Genomic DNA, 20,265 nt, shown 5'->3' on the forward strand with positions numbered 1-20,265 from the left:
CCTGTCATGTGCCGCTATGGGTTACGCGTCACCCGCCACACGGTATTGGCCAGGTCATCGGCGATGATCAGCGCGCCTTTCGGGTCGACCGTCACCCCCACCGGGCGCCCACGGGTCTTGCCGTCGTCACCGCGAAAACCGCTGGCGAAATCTATCGGCTCACCGGATGGCTTGCCATTGCTGAACGGCACGAAGATCACCTTGTAGCCCACAGGATTGTCGCGGTTCCAGCTGCCGTGCTCGCCGACGAATACGCCGTCGGCAAATTGCTCGCCCATGGCCGGGATGGAGAAATCCACGCCGAGTGCCGCCACGTGGGAACCGAGGCTGTAATCCGGCTTGATCGCAGCGGCGACTTTGGCCGGGTTCTGCGGTTGCGCGCGTGGGTCGACGTTCTGGCCCCAATAGCTGTAGGGCCAGCCGTAGAACGCGCCTTCTTTCACCGACGTCAGGTAGTCGGGCACCAGGTCGGGACCCAGTTCGTCGCGTTCGTTGACCACCGTCCACAGTTGCCCGGAGTCGGGTTGAATGGTCAGCGCCGTGGGGTTGCGCAGGCCGGTGGCATAGGGTTTGTGCGCGCCGGTCGCGGCGTCGATCTGCCAGACCATGGCGCGGTCGATTTCCACTTCCATGCCACGTTCGGTGACGTTGCTGTTGGAACCGATCCCCACGTAGAGCTGGCGCCCATCGGCACTCACCGCCAGGGATTTGGTCCAGTGATGGTTGATCTGCGCCGGCAGGTCGGTGACTTTCACCGGCGCACCGCTGGCCTTGGTCTGGCCGTCGGTGTAATCGAAGCGCACCAGCGCATCCTGGTTGGCCACGTAGAGCTTGCCATCGGCAAACGCCAGGCCGTAGGGCGCGTTGAGGTTGTCGGCGAACACGGTCTTGAGCTCGTAGGTGCCGTCACCGTCGGCATCGCGCAGCAGCGTCAGGCGGTTGCCGCCCTTGACCTTGGTGTTGCCTTCGGCCTTGATCAGGCTGGCGATCACATCCTTGGGCTTGAGCTTGGCTGCGCTGCCGCCACGGCCTTCGGCGATGAGGATGTCGCCGTTGGGCAGCACCAGGGTCTGGCGCGGGATGGCGAGGTCGGTGGCGATGGCCGTGACGCTGTAGCCTTCGGGCACCTTGGGTTTCTGATCGCCCCACGGGGTGGGCTCGGCGATCTTCATGCTCGGCAACAGGCTGCTTTGCTGCTCCGGCAACTTGGGGTCGGGGCCGCGGGCCTGGGTCTTGTCACCTTCGCCGCCGCAGGCACTCAGCAACAGCGCGGCGCTCAATACGCTCAGTGTGTGGGACGTTTTCATTTGGCACCTCCTGAGCGCAGGCCGGTCCAGGTGGCCGCCAGTGTCAGCAGCAAGACGATGGCCGACATGATCAGCCCTGCAGGCATTGAGGCGTAGGCATCCTTGGCATGTTGAAAGGCATTGACCAGCCCTAATACCCAGGTGGCTAACAGCAGCAGGACATACCGCGTGGATTGCCCCGCCTTGCGCTCGGCGCGAAGCAGGTTGACCAGCGCAAACAGGAACGCGAGCCCACAGAACACCAGAGCACCGGCAATCAACCAGGACGCAAAGTTGGCCCATTGAATCTGGTAGGTCTGGGTGTAGGCAATGTCGCTGAGCAAGGCACCAAGAAACAGCGGCACGGTGCCGGCCAGCAAGGTCGCATGCAGCGGCCCCGGCGTGTATCGGTAGGCGGGAAGGGTTGTCATGGTAAGGCGGCTCCTTGTTGTACAACGCCCCTGGTCGGGGCTGCGCATAGGAAATGAACGCCTTACGTGTCAGATAGTTCAGCATAATTCGTGTCGAAATATTAGGAGTCAGCCTGAAAGCTGGCATGCTCAACGCCTGACATAAGGAGCTGTCCCCCATGCCAACCCTGCACCTGCTGTGCGGCAAGATCGCCTCGGGCAAGTCAACGCTGGCCAAGACCCTGGTGGCCGAACACGCAGCCATCCTGCTCAGCGAAGACACCTGGCTCGCCCGGCTGTACCCCGGTGAAATCCTCTCGATCGCCGACTACCTGCGCTGCGCCCAGCGGATTCGCGGGGTGCTGGGGCCGCTGGTGGTCAGCCTGCTTGAATCCGGCGTCAACGTGGTGCTGGATTTTCCGGCCAACACCCTGGCCAATCGCGAATGGCTGCTGGGGTTGGCGCAGGCCGCCGAGGTGCCGCACCGCCTGCATTACCTCGAACGGGACGACGCCACCTGCCGCGCAAGGCTGCATGCGCGCAATGCCCGGGGCGACCACGATTTTGCGGCGACCGATGCCGAGTTTGATCTGATCACAAGGCATTTCTGCGTGCCGAGTGAGGAGGAGGGACTGGTGATTGAGGTGCATCGCCCATGAATACCCTTTCTACAGGCATCGACGCGGACGGATTTATCCTCACCGTCGCCGACACTCCCGTGCAGCGTGAATACCAGCCATTGCTTGCGGATGTCTGTGCGTCGCTCTCGACGGAAGACCTGGGCCTGGACGGCATCTATCTCTATGGCAGTGTCGCAAGGGGCGACGCCACTGCGGGTGCTTCTGACCTCGATCTCACCCTGGTGCTGCGCGAGCCGGCAACCGCGGATCTATTGGCGCGCTTGGAGGCAGTCCGCTGTGCACTGGAGCAGCGGCATCCCCATATCACCAAGATAGATTTCGATATCGGCCACCGTGCGCAGGTGCTGGCGGCTGAAAACCGCAACAGTTGGGGCTTCTGGCTCAAGCACCAGTGCCGCTGTGTGTGGGGCGAAGATCTGTCAGTGCATTTCGAGCGGTTTCGGCCGTCCCGTGACATCGCGCTGGCGGTAAATGGCGATTTCCATGCCGTATTGAGCACCTACCTCACGCGCATCGCGTGCGCCGATACCGAGATGCAGCGGCTTCGCTTGCAGCGCGAGGCTTCACGCAAACTGATCAGGTCCACTCATGTACTGCGCTCGAAAGAGGCGTCGACATGGCCGCAGACCCTCGAAGAGCATGTGGCGATGTTCGTCCGGGGGTATCCGCAGCGGGTCACTCACATCGCATTCTTTCTCTTTGAGGCCAGGAACCCTGGCGCCACGATGGAAAACTTCACCACGCGGCTTCGAGCTTTTCTGGACTGGATGGCTTCACCCGCAGCCACTGCGTAGCTGTCGCGCCCTGGCGAGGCTCGACGGTTGCTTGGGAGACCGTCTGCGCCTATCAGTGCATGGGTATCAGATGGCGACAATCATCAGGACTTGAAGCGCCCCACCAGGCCATTCAACTCGTCCGACAGATTCGACAAGCGCCCCGAATCGTCCTGCGCCGAGTTGGCCAGGCTTTCCACCAGCCGCGCCTCGTCGTAGATCTGCTGGATATGCCGATTGATCTCTTCGGCCACGCTGTGTTGTTCCTCGGCAGCAGCGGAGATTTGCAGGTTCTGGTCGCGGATCTCGTTGACCGACAGCTGGATGCCTTCGAAGCTGTCCCGCGCGCTTTCGATGGACGACACACTGGCCCGTGACAGGTCCAGGCAACTGCCCATTTTTTGCGTGACTTCCTGGGTCTTGTTTTCCAGGGTGCCGAGCAGGTGCTCGATCTCGCCGGTGGAGTCGGAGGTGCGTTTGGCCAACGCGCGCACCTCGTCGGCGACCACGGCAAAACCACGGCCCTGGTCGCCGGCACGGGCGGCCTCGATGGCGGCGTTGAGTGCCAGCAGGTTGGTCTGTTCGGCAATCGCGCGGATGGTGCCGATAATCTGGTTGATGCTGCGGCTGCCGGCCTCCAGCTCAACCATGGCGTCGGATGACTCGGTCAAGCGGCGGCCCAGGCGGTTGACGTTATCGGTGGTGACTTCGATCTGTTGCTTGCCCTCGGCCACGCGGCGATGGCCGTTCTCCGCCGACTCTGCCGCACTGCTGCAGGAGCGCGCGACTTCGTTGGCGGTGGCGACCATTTCGTTGAATGCGGTGGACACCAGTTCCACCGCCTCGCGCTGGCGCCCAGCGGCTTCGTTCATGTTGTGCGCCACTTCGCTGTTGACCTTGGAAGCGTTGTGCAAATTGGCCGAGGCCGCGCCGATGTGCTGGATCAATTGGCGAATCGCGGCGAGGAACTTGTTGAACCAGCCGGCGAGTTCAGCGGTTTCATCCTTGCCCTGCACCTGCAGTGCGTGGCGCAGGTCGCCTTCACCCTCGGCAATCGACTGCAAACCGCTGCTGACCTGGCCGATAGGCTTGACGATCACTTTGGAAAACGCCGCGGCGAGCACGCCGAAGATCAGCACCAGCACGCCGACGATGACCGCTGTGAGGTAGGTCATGCGCGTGGCTTCGGCCATGACTTCGCGGTGTTCAATCAGACCGATATAACGCCAGCCCAGGCCGGGGGAGGTCCACACGTTGGCCATGTAGCGCACGCCGTTGATTTCCACTTCGGTAGAACCTTGGGAGGTCTCGGCCAGGTGCGCATAGGCGGCACCCAGGTCCTTGAGCGGCTTGAAGCTGTGGGCGGCGTCGCGCGGGTCGACCAGCACCACGCCGTCTTCGATCAGCATCACGTAGCCGCTTTCGCCGAGCTTGATGCTCTTGACCAGTTCGGTGAGGTTCTTCAGCGACACGCTGACCACGAACACGCCCTTGGCTTTGCCGGCGCTATCCAGCAACGCCCGGGCAGTGCCCACCAGCGCCACATCGTCTTTGTCGTAGTAGTAAGCCGGCGTGCGCACGGTCTTGCCGGGGCTGGCCATCGCGGCCTTGTACCAGGGGCGTGTGCGTGGGTCGTACTTGGCCAGTTGCGGATCATCCGGCCATTTGACGTAGGTACCGTCTTCCAGGCCGATGGAGAGGATGGCGGCTGCCGGGTGCGTGGCGCCAAAGCGCGCAAAGCGGTTGATCACGTCTTGCGCCGCCGCCGGCATCGGCTGGCTGGGCGCGTCGGCGGGCTGGTAGTTCTTCAGAGTGTCCACGGAGGTGTATACAGGATCGGTGGCCATTTGATCGACGTTCTGCAGCGTGCCGTCGAAGAACTGGCGAATATTGCCATCGATCTGGCGGATTTCCCGGGTGCTGCCGTCGATAAACTGATCCACCGCCTGGGTCCGTGTGTTCATCACGGAGATCACGGCCACCAGGCTTACCGGAATAAACGCCACAGAGACAAATGCCAGCACCAGCTTATTTTTTATTTTCATCGAGACGACCATCAGCGCGGAGGGTGGTCAAATCGTCGGCTCAGGAAAAACAGCGCGGCGATTTGCTATCACCGCTGTTTCGGCCCGGTGCCGGTAAATCTTTAGGGTTTTTTGTACACAATACAAAGTACTTATTGTTCTGTATCCAATCAGTAGACATCACGCAGGTAACGCTTCTGTTCGCTCAACTGGCGCCAGTACTCCACAGCGCCCTCAACGCCAAGCCCGCCATGGGTTTGCGCGACCTGGCGCAACGCCTGGTCGACGTCCTTGGCCATGTGGCTGGCATCCCCGCAGATATACAGCTGCGCGCCGTCCTGCAGCCAGCGCCACAGCTCGGCACCTTGTTCGCGGATGCGGTCCTGTACGTAGATCTTTTGCGCCTGGTCGCGGGAGAACGCCAGGCTCAGGTGGGTGAGCAGGCCGTCGCGCTGCATGGATTGCAGTTCATCCTGGTAGTAGAAGTCGCTGGCCGCGTGTTGCTCGCCAAAGAACAGCCAGTTGCGGCCCTGATGCCCCAGAGCCCGACGCTCCTGCAAAAACGCGCGAAATGGCGCCACGCCGGTGCCAGGGCCGATCATGATCATCGGCACAGCGCCGTCGGCGGGTGTGCGGAAGTGTTTGGACGGCTGCACGAACAACGGCACCTCACTGTCTGCGGCGCGGTCGGCGAGGAAGGTCGAGGACACGCCCTTGCGCTTGCCATAGCGCACGGCAGCCACGGTGAGGTGCACTTCCTGCGGGTAGGCTTTGGCGCTGGAGGCGATTGAATACAAACGTGGTTGCAGGCGCTTGAGGGTGCCGAGCAGTTCGTCCGCCGAGCAATCGATGGGGTACTCGTGCAGCACATCCACCAGTTGCCGGCCCCACAGCCAATCCTGCAGTTGGGCCTTGTGCTCAGGGCTCAGCAGGCGTTTAAGGCCTGGGTTGGCACTGCGCTCGGCGATAAAGGCCAAGGTGTCGCTGCTGGGCCGGGCGATTTCGAAACGCTGGGTCAGTGCCTGGTGCAGCGGTACATCGCCGAAGGTGTCGATGTTCACGCTGGCACTGGCATCCAGGCGCGTCAGGTCGAGCAGTTCGCTGACCAGTTCCGGGCAGTTGCGCGGCATCACTCCCAGGGCATCACCGGCTTCATAGCTCAGCCCGGAGTCGGTCAGGTCCAGGGCGAACTGGCGTGTTTCCTTGTGGGTGCTCTGCGGGTTCAGGTGCCGGTTGAGCAGCAGCCGTGAGCCATGCAGCTTGGTTTTGCCCGCCGGGGTGGCGGGTGGGGCGAGCGTCGCGGGCTTGGCCGGGTTGAGGGTCTGTTGCAGCTGTGCCAGCCAGGCATAGGCGCGTTCTTCGAATTCGGTGTCGCAATCCACGCGCTCCAGCAGGCGGGTCGCGCCCAGCTCCAGCAGGCGCTGGTCAAGGCGTTTGCCGTGCTTGCAGAACTGGTCGTAATTCGGATCGCCCAGGGCCAGTACCGCAAAGCGCAGCGACTCCAGGCGGATCTCGGCGGTACTGAGGCTGTGCCAGAAACCTTCGCCATTGTCGGGCGGGTCGCCGTCGCCGAAGGTGCTGCTGATCAGCGCCAGGTTTTGCGTGCCCGCCAGTTTGCTGGGCGGGAAGTCCGCCATGGCGCTGAGTTCCACGCTGATACCTGCGTCGCGCAGGCGCTTGGCGAATCGCTCGGCCAGGGCTTCAGCGTTACCGGTCTGTGAGGCCCATAACAGGGTGACGGCCGGGGAGGGCGGTGCTGCGACGGCGCTGGCTTCTGCACGGCTGAACAGCCCGCCGAGCAAACCGTCCAGCCACAGTCGGGTGTCCTTGGCCAGCGGCGCATTGCTTGGCATCACCGGTACACCGGCGGCCTGGCGCCCGGCGTCGGAGCGCAGACCGCTGAGGAAACCTGCGAGGTAAGTACGCTCGCTGTCGCTCAGTGGCGGCGCTGGCACGTTACGGAGGCCGGCGATATCGGCGAAGGCGTCGAGGCGCGACATGGCGAGGTCCTCTGCTAAGGGGGAAAGGTCATTCGTGGCCGGTCTATCGAGAAACTGGTGATCGATCAACTCGACCCGGGCCAGGGCCACGGCACAGAACTTGAACTCGGGTTGCAGGGAAATCGGATCGACCGCGTCGTTGGTCACCGCGTTGATCGCCAGGTTTTCGCCAAATACATCATTCCAGTGGAAAGGCGCAAAACAGTTGCCCGGGCGCACGCGGTCGGTGACCACCGCAGGCAGTACGGCACGCCCGCGTTGGGAGCGCACCTCCACGCGGTCCTTGTCCTTGATGCCCAGGCTGGCGGCGTCTTCGGGGTGCAGTTCGACGAAGGGGCCGGGGTTGAGTTTGTTCAGCGTGGCGACCTTGCCGGTCTTGGTCAGGGTGTGCCACTGGTGCTGCAAACGGCCGGTGTTGAGCACGAAAGGGAAGGCTGCGTCGGGCATCTCTGCCGGCGGCCTATGCGGGCGTGCCAGGAACTGGCCCTTGCCGTTTTCGGTGGCGAATCTGAGCGTGCCTGTATCCAGGTAGCGGATCGGGTTGCGGTCCGCGCCCGCGTCTGAAGAGCAGGGCCATTGCAGCGGTTGCTCGCGCAGCCGTTCATGGCTGGCGCCGCGAATGTCATAGCCGGTCTTGGGGTTCCAGGCGCGCTTGATCTCGTCGAAGACCTCGGCGGCGCTGGCATAGGTGAAGGCTTCGGCAAAGCCCATCTCGCAGGCCACCCTGGCGATGATTTGCCAGTCGGGCAAGGTCTCGCCCGGTGGTTCGACGGCTTTTTGCATCAGGGTCAGGTTGCGTTCGGAGTTGATCATCACCCCTTCGGCCTCGGCCCACAGCGCGCCGGGCAGCAGAATGTCGGCGTAGCGGTTGGTCTCGGTGTCGAGGAAGGCATCCTGGGTGATCACCAGTTCGGCGGCTTGCAGGCCTTCGATGACCTTGCGGCGATTGGGCGCGCTGGCCACCGGGTTGGTGCAGATGATCCAGCAGGCCTTGATCTGCCCGGCACTCATCTGCTCGAACAGCGCCACGGTGCCGCTGCCAACCTGGCGCGGCAGGCTGCCTGCGGGGATCTGCCAGAGGTCTTCGATAAATGCGCGGTCGGCCTCCACCAGCACCGAGCGTTGCCCCGGCAGGCCAGGGCCCATGTAGCCCATCTCACGGCCGCCCATGGCATTGGGTTGGCCGGTGAGGGAAAACGGCCCGCTGCCGGGGCGGCAGATGGCGCCGGTGGCCAGGTGCAGGTTGCACAGGGCGTTGGTGTTCCAGGTGCCGTGGGTGCTTTGGTTGAGGCCCATGGTCCAGCAGCTCATCCACTCGGCGGCTTGGCCGATCCAGTCGGCGGCCTGGCGGATATCCGCTTCGGCCAGGCCGGTGATGTCGGCGACGGTGTGCGGCGGGTAGTCCTCGAGGAAGCCGGGCATGGCCTCCCAGCCCTCGGTGAACGCGGCAATAAAGGCCGGGTCGGTGTGGCCGTTCTTGACCAGCAGGTGCAACAGGCCATTGAGCAGGGCGAGGTCGGTGCCGGGTTTGATCGGCAGGTACAGGCCGGCCTTGTCCGCCGTGGCGCTGCGCCGTGGGTCGACCACGATCAGCTTCGCCCCGGCCTTGACCCGGTCCATCATGCGCAGGAACAGGATCGGGTGACAGTCGGCCATATTGGCGCCGATCACGAAGAACAGGTCGGCGCGGTCGAAGTCTTCATAGGAGCCCGGCGGCCCGTCGGAACCGAGGGACAGCTTGTAGCCGCTGCCGGCGCTGGCCATGCACAGCCGCGAGTTGGACTCGACGTTGTTGGTCCGCACAAAGCCCTTGGCCAACTTATTGATCAGGTACTGGGCTTCCAGGGACATTTGCCCCGACACATAAAAGGACAGCGCGTCCGGCCCGTGGCTGTCGAGGATGCCGCGCAGGCGCCCGGCGGTTTCGCTGATGGCGGTGTCCATGGCGATGCGCACCGGGTCGTGATCACGCTTCTCGCGCAGGTAGGCGTTCTCCATCCGCCCGGACTCGGCGATAGCCTGCCCGCAGGTGGTGCCTTTGGTGCACAGGCGGCCGAAGTTGGTGGGGTGGGCCTTGTCGCCGATGACCTTGACCACCTTATTATTTTCCACTTGCATGACGATGCCGCAGCCCACACCACAATAGGGACACACACTGCGTACGCTTTGGTTTGCCATCCGTAACCCTCGAAACTTTTTCTGCCCGCCAACAAAAAAGCGCCCTGCAACCCTCCGTTGGAAACGGGGATTGCACGGCGCCTTTGTCGTGAATGGGCAATCAGCGTTGACTGCTCTGTGTGTGTTCCTAGCAAGTCACGCGCCAATTTCTTAAGCACAGGTTAATTGTGGCGAGCGGGCTTGCCCCGCGTTGGGCTGCGCAGCAGCCCCAAACCCAGGCACCTCAGTCCTTACAGGAAGCAAGCAGTGGCAGTAATGGGGCGGCTTCGCCACCCAACGCGGGGCAAGCCCGCTCGCCACAACAGTCCCCCTCACCATAGAAGCATTTGTGATCCTTTGAACGTGCGCTTTTTTGAAGCAAGGCGCACCAGTTGGAGGCGAAATTGGGTGTGCTTTGTGCAGTTGATTGCCTGTCGCCGCCGTGAGTGCTCGCTTGCGGCCAATTGGCACAGACCCTGCAAGCTCCCCCTCAACCCACCTCGGTCAACGACGATCGACAACAGGGGCATAAAGCGGTAGATCCGGCGCAGTCGCCGATCCGATCCCGCATAAGAACAGGCAAAGACGCCTGGAACCGCAAGGTTTCAGGCGTTTTTTTTTGCTTTTTAAATCGTGATGAACGTTGTCGGGTGCTTGATATGAACAAACAGATGAAAACCCTGATCGTCGTCGGCAATGGCATGGTCGGCCACCATTGCGTGGAGCAACTGATCGAACGCGGCGCGTTGGATCACTACCGGCTGCACGTGTTCAGCGAAGAGCCGATGCGTGCCTATGACCGCGTGCATCTTTCCGAGTATTTCACCGGCCGCGATGCCGAGTCGCTGGCACTGTCCGACGCCTCGCTGTACCAGGTCCCGGGCGTCACCTTGCACCTGGGTGTACCGGTGCTGGAGATCGACCGCGAACGCTGTGAAGTGATCACCGCCCAGGGCTGCGTGGGCTACGACAAGCTGGTGCTGGCCACCGGTTCCTATCCGTTCGTGCCGCCGATCGAGGGCGCTGAAGGCGACTCACGGCTGGTGTATCGCACCCTCGAAGACCTCGACGCCATTCGCACCGCTGCCGCCAATGCGCGCCGTGGTGTGGTGGTGGGCGGTGGCCTGCTCGGCCTGGAAGCCGCCAACGCCTTGAAAAGCCTGGGCCTGGAAGCCCATGTGGTGGAGTTCGCACCGCGCCTGATGCCGGTGCAGCTGGACGATTTTGGCGGTCTGGCGCTCAAGGCCCAGATCGAGCGGCTGGGCGTCGGTGTGCATCTGTCCCGCGCCACTCAATCGATCAGTGCCGGCGAGCAGTACCGCTACCGCATGAACTTTGCCAATGACGAATTCCTTGAAACCGACCTGATCGTGTTCTCCGCCGGTATCCGCGCCCAGGATGCCCTGGCCCGCCAGGCCGGCCTGGACATTGGCCCGCGCGGCGGCGTGGTGATCAACGACGAGTGCTTGAGCTGCGACCCGCATATCTACGCGATTGGCGAATGTGCCTCCTGGAACGGCAGTCTGTTCGGCTTGGTTGCGCCGGGTTACCAGATGGCCCGTGGCGTCGCCGCGCTGTTGTGCGAGCACACCGCTGAGCCGTTTGTCGGCGCCGACATGTCCACCAAGCTCAAGTTGCTGGGCGTGGACGTGGGCTCCATCGGCGACGCCCACGCCCATACACCGGGTGCGCGCAGCTACCAGTTCATCGACGAGGCGAGCGCCAGCTATCGGCGCCTGGTGGTGGATGCGAGCGGCAAACACGTGATCGGCGCGGTGCTGGTCGGTGACAACAGCTACTACGACACCTTGCTGCAATACATGCAGAACAACATCGCGCTGCCGGCCGAACCGGCCAGCCTGATCCTGCCATCGTCCAGCGGCGCACCGACCCTCGGCCCAGGCGCCTTGCCGGACTCGGCCACGGTGTGCTCGTGCCACAACGTCAACAAGGGTGCTATCTGCTCGGCCATCGACGCCGGTTGCAGCGACCTCGGCCTGCTCAAGTCGCAGACCAAGGCCTGCACCGGTTGCGGTGGGTGTGCCGGGTTGCTCAAGCAGGTGTTCGAGCACGAGCTGATTACCCGTGGGGTCAGCGTCGACAAGAGCCTGTGCGAACACTTCGCCTATACCCGCCAGGAGTTGTATGCCCTGGTGCGCGTGGAAGGGGTGACCACCTTCGAAGAACTGCTGGCCAAACACGGCCGTGGCCACACCGGTTGCGATGTGTGCAAACCGGCGGTGGGGTCGATCCTGGCCTCGTGCTGGAACCAGCCGATCATGGACGCATCCCTGGTGCCGTTGCAGGACACCAACGATACCTTCATGGCCAACATGCAGAAGAACGGCACCTACTCGGTGGTGCCGCGTATTCCGGGCGGCGAGATCACTGCCGACAAACTGATCGTGATTGGCGAAGTGGCGAAGAAGTACGACCTCTACACCAAGATCACCGGCGGCCAGCGTATTGACCTGTTCGGTGCGCAACTGCACGAGCTGCCGGACATCTGGGCCGAGCTGATCGCCGCCGGGTTTGAAACCGGCCACGCCTACGGCAAGTCCACGCGCACGGTGAAGTCCTGCGTGGGCAGCACCTGGTGCCGCTACGGTGTGCAGGACAGCGTGAAAATGGCGCTGCTGATCGAAGATCGCTACAAGGGCCTGCGTTCGCCGCACAAGCTCAAGTTCGCGGTGTCCGGCTGCACCCGCGAATGCGCCGAGGCGCAGAGCAAGGACGTGGGCGTGATCGCCACCGAGAAGGGCTGGAACCTCTACATCGCCGGCAACGGCGGCATGCGCCCGCGCCACGCCGAACTGTTCGCCACCGACCTGGATGACGCCACGCTGATCCAGTACATCGACCGCTTCCTGATGTTCTACATCCGCACCGCCGACAAGTTGCAACGCACCTCGGTCTGGCGCGAAAGCCTGGAAGGCGGCCTGGATTTCCTCAAGGATGTGATCCTGCACGACAGCCTGGGCCTGGGCGCCGAGCTTGAAGCGCAGATGCAACTGGTGGTCGACCGCTACGAATGCGAGTGGGCCAACGCGCTGAAAGATCCGGAAAAACTCAAGCGCTTCCGCACTTTCGTCAACGACAAACGCCCCGACCCGGACATCCACTTTGTCCAGGAACGCGGCCAGCGTCGGCCGATCATGGCCGCCGAACTCAACCTGATTCCCGTCACCGAGGAGCTTGCCTGATGAGCCAGTCCAACACGCAGCGCAACCTTGCCACCTGGAAAAGCGTGTGCAACGAGACCGACCTGGTGAGTAATTCCGGCGTGGTGGTGTGGCTGGACGGCGCCCAAGTCGCGCTGTTCTACCTTCCCGGCGCCCAGGACCAGACGCTGTACGCCATCGACAACCACGACCCGGAATCCGGTGCGAATGTGATTGGTCGTGGGCTGGTCGGCAGCATCAAGGGTGACCTGGTGGTGGCCGCGCCGATCTACAAGCAGCATTACCGTTTGCACGACGGCCAATGCCTGGAAGCACCGCACCAGCGCCTGCGGGTATGGCCGGTGCGGTTGAATGCTGGAGTGGTGGAAATAGGTCTGGGCTGACACGCCTCGGTCTAAATGTGGGAGGGGGCTTGCTCCCGATGACGGTGGATCAGCTAATAAATCAGTTGACTGACACTCCGCTATCGGGAGCAAGCCCCCTCCCACAGTTAGGTCGTTTGCATCCGGCAGATTTCGGTCGCATGGGCGACTGCCAAAAGTCGCGTGGTTGAAGTAGGCGTGGGCTGACACACCTCGGTCTGAATGTGGGAGGGGGCTTGCTCCCGATGATGGTGGATCAGCTAATAAATCTGTTGACTGACACTCCGCTATCGGGAGCAAGCCCCCTCCCACAGTTGAGCTGTTTACATCCGGCAGATTTCGGTCGCATGGGCGACTGCCAAAAATCGCGTGGTTGAAGTAGGCGTGGGCTGACACGCCTCGGTCTGAATGTGGGAGGGGGCTTGCTCCCGATGACGGTGGATCAGCTAATAAATCTGTTGACTGACACTCCGCTATCGGGAGCAAGCCCCCTCCCACAGTTAGGTCGTTTGCATCCGGCAGATTTCGGTCGCATGGGCGACTGCCAAAAGTCGCGTGGTTGAAGTAGGCGTGGGCTGACACGCCTCGGTCTGAATGTGGGAGGGGGCTTGCTCCCGATGACGGTGGATCAGCTAATGAATCTGTTGACTGACACTCCGCCATCGGGGGCAAGCCCCCTCCCACAGTTGAGCTGTTTACATCCGGCAGATTTCGCTCGCATGGGCGACTGCCAAAAGTCGCGTGGTTGAAGTAGGCGTGGGCTGACACGCCTCGGTCTGAATGTGGGAGGGGGCTTGCTCCCGATGACGGTGGATCAGCTAATGAATCTGTTGACTGACACTCCGCCATCGGGGGCAAGCCCCCTCCCACAGTTGAGCTGTTTACATCCGGCAGATTTCGCTCGCATGGGCGACTGCCAAAAGTCGCGTGGTTGAAGTAGGCGTGGGCTGACACGCCTCGGTCTGAATGTGGGAGGGGGCTTGCTCCCGATGACGGTGGATCAGCTAATGAATCTGTTGACTGACACTCCGCCATCGGGGGCAAGCCCCCTCCCACAGTTGAGCTGTTTACATCCGGCAGATTTCGCTCGCATGGGCGACTGCCAAAAGTCGCGTGGTTGAAGTAGGCGTGGGCTGACACGCCTCGGTCTGAATGTGGGAGGGGGCTTGCTCCCGATGACGGTGGATCAGCTAATGAATCTGTTGACTGACACTCCGCCATCGGGGGCAAGCCCCCTCCCACAGTTGAGCTGTTTACATCCGGCAGATTTCGCTCGCATGGGCGACTGCCAAAAGTCGCGTGGTTGAAGTAGGCGTGGGCTGACACGCCTCGGTCTGAATGTGGGAGGGGGCTTGCTCCCGATGACGGTGGATCAGCTAATGAATCTGTTGACTGACACTCCGCCATCGGGGGCAAGCCCCCTCCCACAGTTGGGTCGTTTTACTGCTCTTGGCTGCAATCCCGCGGCGTGATGCCTTTTTCCTTGGCGTACTGCGCCGCCGAGGCTTCGATGATCGGCCGCAGCAAGGCGCGGTCGGCTTGTACCCAGTCGCTGATCAGGTTCCAGCGCTGGCCGTCCCATTGCTGGAAGCGTACGGCGCCGCCGCCTTCGTGGTCGGCGCAGGACAGTTTCAGCGGTTGCACCAGGCCCTTGGCGCCCAGCGCCTGCAGGCGTGCGTCGTCGAGGTTCAGGTGTTCGAAGCCCCAGCGTACCTGCTCGCCGGTCAGTGGTTTTTGCCCGTATTTTTCCTGGGCCAGGCGCAGCGCTTCGACGTTGAGAATGCCGTTGACCACGCCCAGGTTGTAATACACGGTGCCGAAACGCTTGGGGTCGGCCAGGTTGCCCTTGCCGGCGTCTACCACGCTTTGCTGGATGCCTTGCAGCACCGGGAAGTCGGTGCCCGACGGGTGGGTGGTGATCGAGATAAACCCTTTGGCGGCGGCGCCGGCCGGTACGACGTCTTCTTCGGAGTTGCTCCAGATATTGCCGATGATGTGATCGGCCGGGTAGCCGACTTTCTGTGCGGATTTGAGCGCCACCGGGTTCATCACGCCCCAGCCGCGCAGAATCACCCAGTCGGGCTTGAGGCGCCGGATGTTCAGCCACTGCGATTGCTGCTCGTTGCCGGGATGCGGCACTTCCAGCAGGTTCAGTTCGAAGCCGGCGTTTTTCGCCAGGGTTTCGAGTACGCCATTGGTTTCCTTGCCGTAGGGCGAGCCGTGGTAGAGCACGGCGATTTTCTTGCCTTTGAGCTTGTCGGCGCCACCTTCGCGTTGGCCGATGTAGTTGATGATCGCCGAGACTTCCGAATACGGGTTGAGCTGCAGCGGGAACACGTAGGGGAACACGCTGCCGTCGGTGGAGTCGGTGCGGCCATGGTTGATGGTGATCAGCGGCAACTTGTCGGCCGTGGAGCGTTCCAGCGTGGCATAGGCGATGCCGACTGACAGCGGGTTGGTGGCGGCGGCCGGTGCGCCGTTGAGCCCACCCTTGAGGCGCTCGTAGCATTCGACGCCTTTTTCCACCACGTACTCGGTTTCGCACTCGCTCCAGGTCAGCTTGACGCCGTTCACCCCGCCTTTGGCATTGATGTATTGCAGGTAGTCGATAAAGCCACCGAAGAAACCGGTGCCGCCGGCGGCGTACGGACCGACCCGGTAGCTCTGCAAGGGGAAGTATTGTTCATTGGCAGCCTGGGCGCCGGCCGTGAGCCCGGCGGTGATCAGGGCCAGGCCCAAGGCCAGGCGGCGCAGCGATAAGCGATGTGTCATGAAGGTTATTCCTGGGGGGTTATTGAGTTCAGTAACGCAGCGGCCAAACCCTGGCCCGTTGACGAAAGCGCTGCCACAGACGGGCCAGCCCCTCCGGTTCCTTGATCAGAAACGCGATGATCAGCGCGCCAAACAGCATCTTCTGGATGTTCTCCAGCTGTCCGGCATCCATCAGCCCAGCGGGCAACAGGGCGAAGAGATTGGCCAGCAGGATCGGGAACAACACGATGAATGCCGCGCCGAGGACGTTGCCGAGCACGCTGCCCAGGCCGCCGATAATGATGATGAACAGCACCTGGAACGAGCGGCTCAGGTCAAAGCCGTGGGGCTCGACCGTGCCCAGGTAGGCGAACGCCCACAGTGAACCGGCGACGCCCAGGTAGAAGCCGCTGATCGCAAACGCCAGCAGCTTGGCCTTCAACAGACGAATGCCGATGACGGCAGCGGCGGTGTCCATGTCGCGCACCGCCATCCAGTTGCGGCCCAGCTCGCTGCGCACCAGGTTTTTGCCCAGCCAGAACAGCGCCACTACCACGGCCAACGTCAGCACGTAGCGGCCGCGCGGTGAGCTGAAGTCCAGCCCGGCAATCAGCAGCGGCGGCGAGGTGATCACGCCCGAGGCGTTGTCGTTGGTAAACCAACTGAAGCGGGTGAGCACCCACTCCACCACGAACTGCGCGGCCAGGGTCGCCACCAGCAGGTAAAACCCTTTGATGCGCAGGCTCGGCAAACCGAAGAACACCGCCACCAGCGCAGCAATCACGCCGCCCAGGGCAAAGCTCACCAGCAGCGGCAAACCGGGCACGCGCAGTTGCAGGTTGTAGGCGGCAAACGCGCCCACCGCCATGAACGCCGCCGAGCCAAGTGAAAGTTGCCCGGCATAGCCCGTCAGCAGGTTGAGCCCCAGCCCGGCCAGCGACAGCACCAGCAGCGGCACCAGGATTGCGCTGAACCAGTAGTCGTTGCCCAGCCAAGGCACTGCAAAAAACGCCACGCCCAGCAGCAGCCACAGCGCGACGCGGTCCTGGCGCAGGCGAAAGGTGCGGCGCTCGGCCGCGTAGGAGGTGCTGATTTGACCGACTTCTTGATACAACATGCAGGCATTTCCCCAAGGACAATCAAACCCGTTCGATGGCGCGCTCGCCGAACAACCCGGCAGGCCGTACCAGCAGGAACAGCAAGGCCAGGACGTACGGCACCCAGTTTTCGATGCCGCTGCCGATGATCGGGCCGAGGTAGATCTCGGCGACTTTCTCCGCCGCACCGATGATCAAGCCACCGACAATCGCCCCGCCGATGGACGAGAATCCGCCGATGATCAGCACCGGCAACGCCTTGAGCACTACCAGCGAGAGCGAGAACTGCACCCCCAGCCGCGCGCCCCAGAGCAGCCCGGCCACCAGGCCGACAAACCCGGCCACCGCCCAGACCAAGGCCCAGATGCGCGGCAGGCGGATACCGATGGCCATGGACGCCAGCGGGTCATCGGCCACCGCACGCAACGACAGGCCCATCCGCGTCTTGTTGAACAGCAGCGACAGCACGATCACCAGCGTGGCGGCGGTGCCGGCGGCAAACAGGTCGAATTGCGAAAGCAGCATGCCGCGGATTTCCAGCGGTTCGTCGGCGATGCCCAGGTCCAGCCCGTGCACCTGCGCGCCCCACAGGAATTGCGCAAAGCCTTCGATCAGGTAGGACAGCCCGAGGGTGGCCATGAAGAGGATGATCGGTGGGCGATTGACCAAGGGCCGCAGCACCACTTTTTCGATCAGCAGCGCCAGCACCACCATGCTCGCCAGGGTGATCAGGAATGCCCAGGCAAACGGGAAGCCGCGCTCCAACAGGCTGACAAACGTCAGCGCGGCGAACAGCACCATGGCGCCCTGGGCAAAATTGAACACGCCGGAGGCCTTGTAGATCAGTACAAAACCAATCGCCACCAGCGCATACATCACGCCCGCGAGCAGACCGCCGATCAGCACTTCGAAGAAAAATTCCATGTTCAGGTACCCAGGTAGGCGGCGATGACATCAGGGTTGGCGCGCACCTGTTGCGGGGTGCCGTCGCCGATCTTGCGCCCGTAGTCGAGGACCACCACGTGGTCGCACAAGCCCATGACCACGCTGATGTCGTGTTCGATCAACACCACGGTGGTGCCGAACTCGCGGTTGATGTCGCGGATGAACTGGCTCATCTGGGCTTTCTCCTGGGCGTTCATGCCGGCCATGGGTTCATCCAGCAACAGCAGGGTGGGTTCAGCGGCCAGGGCGCGGGCCAGCTCGACACGTTTTTGCAGGCCATAGGGCAGGGTGCCGACCAGCACATGCCGCCAGGGATGGATCTGAAGGAAGGCAATCACCTTTTCCGCGTGCAGGCGGTGGGCGTCGTCCTCGCGTGGGGCGCGGCCCAGGCGCAGGATCTGTTCCAGCCAACTGCTGCGGCGCTTGAGGTTGCGCCCGGTGAGCACGTTGTCGAGCACGCTCATGCCCTTGAACAGCGCGATATTCTGGAAGGTCCGCGCAATCCCGCCTTCGGCCGCCTGGTGCGCACGCATGCGCCGCCGGGTCTGGCCGGCGTAGCGGATGCTGCCGCTCTGGGGGTGATAGACCCCATTGATCACATTGAGCAGCGAACTTTTGCCCGCGCCGTTGGGGCCGATCAGGCCGCAGATGTCACCGGCCTTGACCTCGAAACTGATGGAGGTGATGGCCTTGATGCCCTTGAACGACAGGGAAATGTCATCGAGCCGCAGTAATACCGCTTCAGTGGGTGTGTGCATGGAGGGCTCGTCAGGCAGATTGAGGCAGCAAGTGGTCGCTGGGTTCGTGGTGGATGGATGGCTCTTGCCAATGGCCGGGACGAATGCCCAGGGCCGCAAAGAAGGCGGCACTTTCCGGATGCAGTGGCGGCCCGACCAGCAAGGGCACGCGCAGGCGGCTCATGCCCAACACATCCAGCAAAGGGCGACGCACCAGCCAATGGCCCAGCCAACGGCGCACGGGGGACGGGGTCGGCTGCATGGCCCAGTCGTATAAACGATGGCTGAAGCTGCCCGGCAGTGGCTGGCGTTCACGCACCCATTGCTCCAGGCGCGCATAGGATTCGCGGGTGCCCAGCACCAGGGTCGGGCCCAGCTCGCGGCGGTCGTTGTCGCGGGTGGCGAGGGCCTCGGGGAAGTTCAGCCGAAAGCCCGCGTGGAGCCAGGGCGCCAGCAGGTAGCGCGCCTGGCCGCTGGCGGCAAACACCCGTGCAGCCAGGGCTTCGTCGTCGGCGCCGAGGTGTTCGCGGTCGACCAGCGTCCGCGCGCCCGCGAGCAGTTGCGCGTGGGTCAAGTGCAGGGACCTGTCGGCATGAAAGACGAAGGCGCTGTCGCTCGGCTGCGGGGCGTGGGCGGGTGGCGGTGCGTCGGCACGTAACTCGGCATAGTCGATCAAATAGGCGTTTTGGGACTGGCTCAGGCCACGCCCGTCGAGGAACACCACCACCCCGCGTTCACCGAGTTGTTGCAGCGCTTCCAGGTCTTGCACGAGCACGAAGCGCGGTCGCAGCCCGGCCAGCAGCGCCCGGTTGTCGCGGTCCGGGTCGAGCAGCGTGACACTGGCGCCCAGCCATTGCGCGGCCAGCGCCAGCAGCAACGCTTCGGGGCGCGCCTGGCTGAGGATCAACAGGTTGTCGTCAGGCCCGAAGCGGCGCTGATGCAAGGCCGCGGCGAGCTGGCTGACCTCGTGCGCCACCTCGCTCCAGCTGCGCTCATGCCAGATGCCCAGGCGCTTGAAGCGCAAGGCAATCGACGACCCTCGGGTGTGGGCTTGGCGCAACAGCGCCTGGGGCAGTGTCTGGGGCATGGGGGCATCCTTCGTCAGTATGCGAAGGCGATTGCACGCGCCATGCCAGAGGATTAAATGTTTTTATTTCAATGGGATACGTAGATTTTTGGGAGATGAGGCGTGTGTTGATTCAGCACAAGCTGTCCAAGCACTGTTGTTGGGCCAACAGCCCCGTCAGCGGGTCTGAAGTGAGCGCAACGCTGTTTCCAGGCCGGCGAGGGCACTGGTGAGGGGCCGTGGGCCGGATGTGACATGGGCGGCAGCATCGCTCATGGAGGCCTGAGCCAGTGCGACTATGGATGCGCCCTCCCGGTAGGCCTGATCGGCGGCCATGGCAACGATCGCCAGGTAGCCGTCGATGTCACCCGCCTTGAACAAGCGCCATGCCCCCGGAACCAGCCGCACTTCGACGACCGCGTTCGACTGCAGCGCCGCCTTGTGAAACAGCCGCGAGGTAGGTTCAAGGGTGGTTTCCACCGCGCACAGCACCGCGACTTTTCCGCCCGCCTGCACCGCCGAGTCGGCCAGCGCTTCGTCTGTTCTCAGGATCGGGACACTGCTGGAGATACCTTCAACGACCGGGCCCAGGGTCGAGCAGGTGAGCACCACGGCGTCGGCCTGTTCAGCCAGTGCAAGCAGGGCTGATGCGGTGGAGGCGTAGATGTCTGCGCTCAGATGCCCGGCGTTTTCGGCAGCGGCCAACAGGTCGGCGCGCACTTCATGGCGCAGCACACCAGGACCGATACCCAGTGCTGTCGCCGCCGTATCAAATACACCGATGTTGCTGGCTGCGGTATGAAGGCAGGTAATGCGCATGGGCTGTTTCCAGTG

General features: G+C 63.1%; 14 protein-coding genes and 1 pseudogene. 4 read left to right on the forward strand and 11 right to left on the reverse strand.

From position 1 onward, the window contains the following. Nucleotides 1-14: 14 nt before the first annotated feature. The gene (locus tag ACHPFG_RS14315) at nucleotides 15-1,307 is read right to left on the reverse strand and encodes a PQQ-dependent sugar dehydrogenase (protein ID WP_145337594.1); all 1,293 of its coding nucleotides are present in this window, start codon (nucleotides 1,305-1,307) and stop codon (nucleotides 15-17) included. Then, complete coding sequence (locus ACHPFG_RS14320) at nucleotides 1,304-1,717, reverse strand: DUF2231 domain-containing protein (protein ID WP_431703211.1); 414 nt, start codon at nucleotides 1,715-1,717, stop codon at nucleotides 1,304-1,306. The genes ACHPFG_RS14315 and ACHPFG_RS14320 overlap by 4 nt, the downstream gene beginning before the upstream one ends. Before the next feature lie 158 nt (nucleotides 1,718-1,875). Between ACHPFG_RS14320 and ACHPFG_RS14325 the strand changes: the two genes are divergently transcribed. Then, the gene (locus ACHPFG_RS14325) at nucleotides 1,876-2,355 is read left to right on the forward strand and encodes an AAA family ATPase (RefSeq protein WP_431703213.1); all 480 of its coding nucleotides are present in this window, start codon (nucleotides 1,876-1,878) and stop codon (nucleotides 2,353-2,355) included. After that, entirely contained in the window at nucleotides 2,352-3,131 is a 780-nt protein-coding gene (locus ACHPFG_RS14330) for a nucleotidyltransferase domain-containing protein (protein ID WP_431703215.1), read from the forward strand. The genes ACHPFG_RS14325 and ACHPFG_RS14330 overlap by 4 nt, the downstream gene beginning before the upstream one ends. A gap of 83 nt (nucleotides 3,132-3,214) precedes the next feature. Here the strand turns inward: ACHPFG_RS14330 and ACHPFG_RS14335 are convergent, their stop codons facing one another. The 3 genes and pseudogenes from ACHPFG_RS14335 to ACHPFG_RS14345 form a co-directional block, all read right to left on the reverse strand. Further along, the gene (locus ACHPFG_RS14335; RefSeq protein WP_370737674.1) at nucleotides 3,215-3,982 is read right to left on the reverse strand and encodes a methyl-accepting chemotaxis protein; all 768 of its coding nucleotides are present in this window, start codon (nucleotides 3,980-3,982) and stop codon (nucleotides 3,215-3,217) included. 87 nt (nucleotides 3,983-4,069) lie between these two features. Further along, nucleotides 4,070-5,167 (reverse strand): annotated as a pseudogene (locus tag ACHPFG_RS14340) (cache domain-containing protein); the annotation flags it as partial. Between the two features lie 137 nt (nucleotides 5,168-5,304). Next, a complete protein-coding gene (locus tag ACHPFG_RS14345; RefSeq protein ID WP_431703217.1) occupies nucleotides 5,305-9,312 on the reverse strand; it encodes a molybdopterin-dependent oxidoreductase in 4,008 nt (1,335 codons plus the stop codon). A 638-nt stretch (nucleotides 9,313-9,950) separates the two neighbouring features. Here ACHPFG_RS14345 and nirB point away from each other — a divergent pair. Then, entirely contained in the window at nucleotides 9,951-12,494 is a 2,544-nt protein-coding gene (gene nirB, locus ACHPFG_RS14350) for a nitrite reductase large subunit NirB (protein ID WP_431703219.1), read from the forward strand. Beyond that, nucleotides 12,494-12,856: a nitrite reductase small subunit NirD gene (gene nirD / locus ACHPFG_RS14355; protein WP_131696106.1), complete on the forward strand. Its 363-nt coding sequence runs from the start codon at nucleotides 12,494-12,496 to the stop codon at nucleotides 12,854-12,856. The genes nirB and nirD overlap by 1 nt, the downstream gene beginning before the upstream one ends. A 1,419-nt stretch (nucleotides 12,857-14,275) precedes the next feature. Here nirD and ACHPFG_RS14360 read toward each other — a convergent pair. From ACHPFG_RS14360 to ACHPFG_RS14385, 6 genes are all read right to left on the reverse strand, one after another. Beyond that, the gene (locus tag ACHPFG_RS14360) at nucleotides 14,276-15,607 is read right to left on the reverse strand and encodes an ABC transporter substrate-binding protein (RefSeq protein ID WP_431703221.1); all 1,332 of its coding nucleotides are present in this window, start codon (nucleotides 15,605-15,607) and stop codon (nucleotides 14,276-14,278) included. 28 nt (nucleotides 15,608-15,635) lie between these two features. After that, nucleotides 15,636-16,703 carry a branched-chain amino acid ABC transporter permease gene (locus ACHPFG_RS14365; RefSeq protein WP_431703223.1) on the reverse strand — a complete coding sequence of 356 codons (1,068 nt, stop codon included), beginning with the start codon at nucleotides 16,701-16,703 and terminating at the stop codon, nucleotides 15,636-15,638. 22 nt (nucleotides 16,704-16,725) lie between these two features. Beyond that, nucleotides 16,726-17,607, reverse strand: coding sequence for a branched-chain amino acid ABC transporter permease (locus ACHPFG_RS14370; protein ID WP_431703225.1), 882 nt, complete (start codon nucleotides 17,605-17,607; stop codon nucleotides 16,726-16,728). 2 nt (nucleotides 17,608-17,609) lie between these two features. Beyond that, a complete protein-coding gene (locus ACHPFG_RS14375) occupies nucleotides 17,610-18,386 on the reverse strand; it encodes an ABC transporter ATP-binding protein (protein WP_431703227.1) in 777 nt (258 codons plus the stop codon). 10 nt (nucleotides 18,387-18,396) lie between these two features. Then, nucleotides 18,397-19,452 (reverse strand): AMP-binding protein, encoded by a 1,056-nt coding sequence (locus ACHPFG_RS14380; RefSeq protein WP_431703229.1) that lies wholly within the window; start codon nucleotides 19,450-19,452, stop codon nucleotides 18,397-18,399. A gap of 156 nt (nucleotides 19,453-19,608) precedes the next feature. Beyond that, nucleotides 19,609-20,250: an aspartate/glutamate racemase family protein gene (locus ACHPFG_RS14385; protein WP_431703231.1), complete on the reverse strand. Its 642-nt coding sequence runs from the start codon at nucleotides 20,248-20,250 to the stop codon at nucleotides 19,609-19,611. Nucleotides 20,251-20,265: the final 15 nt, after the last annotated feature.

It is taken from the genome of Pseudomonas sp. BR20 (assembly GCF_050780135.1).
GTDB lineage: Bacteria > Pseudomonadota > Gammaproteobacteria > Pseudomonadales > Pseudomonadaceae > Aquipseudomonas.